The organism is Microbacterium sp. Y547 (assembly GCF_057669785.1).
Genome location: NZ_JBYHFN010000021.1, coordinates 1 through 588 on the forward strand (window position 1 = coordinate 1; position 588 = coordinate 588).

At 65.8% G+C, this 588-nt stretch carries 1 protein-coding gene; it reads left to right on the forward strand.

What is annotated here, in order from left to right; genetic code table 11:
* The coding region (locus tag AC25Y0_RS12960; protein ID WP_488134786.1) for a transposase at positions 1–539 on the forward strand (539 nt) is incomplete at its 5' end.
* Between the last annotated feature and the right edge of the window lie 49 nt (positions 540–588).

Consider the following 588-nt stretch of genomic DNA (forward strand, 5'->3'; position numbering starts at 1 on the left):
CCGGGCTCGTGGAAGCGATCGCAGCGAACCTCCCGGGAGCGGTCTGGCAACGCTGCAGAACCCACTACGCCGCGAACCTGATGAGCGTCACGCCGAAGAGCATGTGGCCGGCGGTGAAAGCGATGCTCCACTCCGTCTACGACCAACCCGACGCCGACGCGGTCAACGCCCAGTTCGACCGACTCCTGGACTACGTCGAGGAGAAGCTCCCCGACGCGTCCGCGCACCTTGACGCCGCCAGAGCGGACATCCTCGCGTTCACCGGGTTTCCCGACGGGCTCTGGCAGCAGATCTGGTCGAACAATCCGAACGAGCGCCTCAACCGCGAGATCCGCCGCCGCACCGACTCCGTGGGCATCTTCCCCAACCGTGACGCGATCATCCGCCTCGTCGGCGCGGTCCTGGCGGAGCAGACCGACGAATGGGTCGAAGGCCGCCGCTACCTCGGCCTCGAGATCCTCGCCAAGTCCCGCCTCACCCTCGTCCCCGACACAGGGAGCGAGGTGAACACCGACACCATCCTCGAACTCAGCGCCTAACCAACAGCAGAAGGATTACCAACGGCTACACCACGCATTGGGGCTTGAC